Source organism: Lapillicoccus sp. (genome assembly GCF_025353065.1).
Classification (GTDB): domain Bacteria; phylum Actinomycetota; class Actinomycetes; order Actinomycetales; family Dermatophilaceae; genus Lapillicoccus.
On the sequence record NZ_JANXRJ010000231.1, the window covers coordinates 1 to 3,074 of the forward strand.

A 3,074-nucleotide genomic window follows, 5' to 3' on the forward strand; every position below is an offset into this window, starting at 1 on the left:
GCCGAGACGCCGAGCGAGGTCCTGCCCCGGCACTCGTCGTGGGAGGCGAGCGCCCACCGGTGGTTCGACGTCGACGCCGTGCCGACGATGCATCCCGGCCTGGCCGGCGACTGGGAGCGGCTGGTCGCCTCGCTGGGCTGAGCCGGGCTTGTTGCGCCTACTCCAAGACGGGACGGATCCACGCTCAGACCGATCGGTCGTCGGCGTCGGCGTCGGCGCTTGACCTGGAGCGAGCTCCTCCCCATAGGTCGACACCTGGCGTGGCATCACCGACCCCACGTCGCCGCGTGTCAGGCGACCTTGTCGGCGTAACGCTGGCGTACGGCCTCGCCGCTCGTCCCCACCGAGGCCCCGATGGCAGACCAGGACAGTCGGGCAGTGCGGGCCTGCCTCACGGCCTCGATCAGGTGACGCTCGGCCTCCTAACGCTCCATCACCGCAGTTCGCAGAGCCGTGACAGCCGTGGGGTCGAGCTCGTCACTCGGGTCGGGCTCGTAGTTCTCAAACCGCGCCGCTAGCTCGTCGGCGTGATGCAAGACTTCCTCAACGCTTCGTGGCCTCAATCGTCACCTCAGGAAATTCCTCTCTGGCTGGCACCGCATGCACGGTGACGACTGCGGCTTCGCCCTAGATGTAGCCGACCTCGAGGATGAGCGCCGCCGTGTTGGCACCGATCATCATGGTGAATCCTTCACCGAGGTCCCAGACCCGGATGGGGTTGCGGTAGGCGTGGAGGATCTCGTCCTCTCCCAAGCCATGCTTCAGCGCAGGCAGGGCGACAATCGGATCATCCACCCATCACCAAGTTCACATGCCGTACGGTCTGCGGTCACCGTGTCCAGGTCACTGGCTTGCGGCGAACCGGGCCTCGCCAGGCCCTGACCTGCGCCAGACCATCAAGTACCTCCACGTTGAAGTGAAACGATGAAGCGGGGTTTCGATGGTCGTTGGTGTCGACGGCGGGTGAGAGCGGCCTCGGCCGGACATCTTGCGGACCGTATGCGGACAGCTGGACGGTCGGAGACCCTGAGGTCGTTCCTCGCGGTCTCACCGACATGACGTGAGGCTAGTCCGAGCGTCGACCCAGACCTTCGATCTTCGCGGATCTTGCGGACAAGTCGCGGATGCGCTGCCAGACAACTGCCCGGGGCGCGTCAATCTTGAGTGCTCGGATGTACTCGTCGAGACGTTGCGGGCGATCTTGGAGGTAGGTGACTGCCTTGGTGAGGCTCTCACCGACCGTCTCGCCGTACGCATCGACCGCCTTGCGCGCGCCCGCCTTCAGGGCGATCGTGTCGGGCTTCATCATGGCCAGGTCGATGAGGTCGCGGCTGAACGTCGACGTGTCTGCCCAGCGGTCGTCATTCGCAAGGAGCTTGCATGCGACCTGATCGGTCCGCGTCAGTATCCGTACGCCGCAGATTTCATCCTCTGACGAGGGAGTGTCGAGGCTGAGCCGTCCTTCGTGGATGATCTCGAGCTTGATCGTAACCCCTGCTACGAGTACCGACGTCCGGATTCCGTAGCCGTCGACGAAGGGTGTTCGACCTAACTCCAGTTCGCGTGTGGCCAGAGCGTCGAGTCCCTGGTCTTTGACGATCTGGCGCAGCTGTCGATACGACCGCTGGTCGGAGACCAGGAAGTCGATGTCGAGCGATTCGCGGAACTCACCGTTGTCGAGGACGATCGCAGTGCCGCCTCCAAACCAGCAGTTGTGCTCGGCCAGGAGGGGCGCGTCGAGCATCGACAGCACCTCGGCCACCCGTTGGTGGTGTGGCCGCCTAAACAAGGAGCCTCCCCTTGCTGTAAGTGTCCGCAAGGTGCTGGATGAAGGCCTTCTCGTCATCGGTGAGGGCTTCCTGGTCGAGGTGCCGCCAACCGCGTTCGTAGAGGTTGAGTGCCTCTGTCTCGGTGATGGTGGTGCCGGCGTCGGTCTGCCATGCCAGCGTGCGGAGGCCGGGGTAGTCGCCGACCGTGATCGTCGCCGGTTCTGCTGCTGGAGCGTCGAGGATCGGGACGACGAGGTGAAGTCCGAGTGCGACCGCAACGTTGATGTAGGCGCCGATCGTGACCGAGGGGTTACCTGCCTCGATCCTGTGCAGGGTGACACGCGAAACGCCAGCAGCTTCGGCACAGGCGACCACCGTGACGCCGAGGGCCCTCCGGCGTTCGCGCAGCCGAGCGCCTAGGCGTTCGAGGTCCGCCTGTTGCTCGGGGTCCGTGTGGGGGCTAGGGGCTGGCATGTTTCTCATTTTAGTCATTCGGTTTCTCAAGTCAATAATGAGAAACGCTTTACGTATTCTGTCGGTCAAGAGGACTAGCCCAGCGCGCAAGCAGCCGAGCCCGCTGACGATCTCGTGCAAGCGGGACGAAGCCCAGTGGTCAGGTCGCGTCGACCGTGTCGCCATCCCCTGGTCCGACTGGTTGCGGGCGCGTCGCAGGCGGTCGAACTCTCGCGCTGCCTTCTCTGCCGGAGGCTTGTCGAACACGGCGCGTCGGTAGCGGCCGAGCGCCTCGTGCTGGCCTGGCCCGTTGGTGGTACGGAAGCCGTACGCCGCACGCAGCGCCTCGCCAGTGTCGTGACAGGCGTCGTAGGCGACGCCGTACCTGACGACGACACTGGTGAGGAGCGGAATCTGATTCAGGCGCTCCTCGGCCTGCCGCAAGAAGGACTTTGCACGCGCGAGGTCTGTGGGCACGACATCGAGACGTCGTGCTTCGATCAGGGTGAGGACCGTCGCCTGCTGGACACGGGTGAGCGGGGTCAGCGCCACGGCAGCTCCCCGACCACGACGACCAGCGGGCCGCTGCGTACGTTGTCCAGGAACCCGGAGGCCGCTGCGAACTCATCCGGAGTGAGGATCGTCGGGTTCACCGGACGATGCACGGCAGCCTCGACGCGGGTGCGCGCCGCGTAGACCGCATCCACGTCTGACTCACCGAGCACCATGAGGCCGATGTCGTGCGGTGCCGGCCCGTCGTCCCCGAGGTCATCGACGCGTGAGCGACTCAGCGTGACTGACCCAGCGGCGGGCCGCGCGTGAGCTTCGTCCGCTGCGGTGACCACACCCACT

The 3,074-nt window shown here is 65.4% G+C and carries 3 protein-coding genes and 1 pseudogene; all 4 read right to left on the minus strand.

Going from position 1 to position 3,074, the window contains the following annotated elements; all coding sequences use genetic code 11:
- Nucleotides 1–627: 627 nt before the first annotated feature.
- Nucleotides 628–795 (minus strand): hypothetical protein, encoded by a 168-nt coding sequence (locus Q0R63_RS17570; RefSeq protein ID WP_295700182.1) that lies wholly within the window; start codon nt 793–795, stop codon nt 628–630.
- Nucleotides 796–1,066: 271 nt separating this feature from the next.
- Nucleotides 1,067–1,762, minus strand: coding sequence for a nucleotidyl transferase AbiEii/AbiGii toxin family protein (locus Q0R63_RS17575; RefSeq protein ID WP_295700184.1), 696 nt, complete (start codon nt 1,760–1,762; stop codon nt 1,067–1,069).
- Nucleotides 1,763–1,781: 19 nt separating this feature from the next.
- Nucleotides 1,782–2,774: a helix-turn-helix domain-containing protein gene (locus Q0R63_RS17580; RefSeq protein ID WP_295700186.1), complete on the minus strand. Its 993-nt coding sequence runs from the start codon at nt 2,772–2,774 to the stop codon at nt 1,782–1,784.
- Nucleotides 2,765–3,074 (minus strand): annotated as a pseudogene (locus Q0R63_RS17585) (hypothetical protein); the annotation flags it as partial. The pseudogene Q0R63_RS17585 and the gene Q0R63_RS17580, both read right to left, overlap by 10 nt.